At 28.8% G+C, this 233-nt stretch carries 1 protein-coding gene; it reads right to left on the reverse strand.

The window, feature by feature from the left end:
- The coding region (locus AAEZ08_RS23510; protein ID WP_500125255.1) for a hypothetical protein at positions 1 to 233 on the reverse strand (233 nt) is incomplete at both ends.

Raw genomic sequence — 233 nt, forward strand, 5'->3', positions numbered from 1 at the left:
TAATTAGATGAGCTGAAAAACAGGCTAATATACTCGACCAAGGCATAACGAATTAAAACATTTAAAAGTTTATTTTCTAAGATTCTATATGCTCTTTTACCGACAATGCTCTCTATTGTCATAATATTTGCAAAAAAACTTTCTATAGCCACTTTATCTGGTTTAAATCCAGTCCATTCTATTTTATACAATTGCAACCATGTATATATTAAATTATTACTACGGCTTAGTGT

The sequence above is a fragment of the Pseudomonas sp. E45-MNA-CIBAN-0222 genome, from assembly GCF_040310405.1.
In the GTDB taxonomy this organism is placed as follows: Bacteria; Pseudomonadota; Gammaproteobacteria; order Pseudomonadales; family Pseudomonadaceae; genus Stutzerimonas; species Stutzerimonas stutzeri_AC.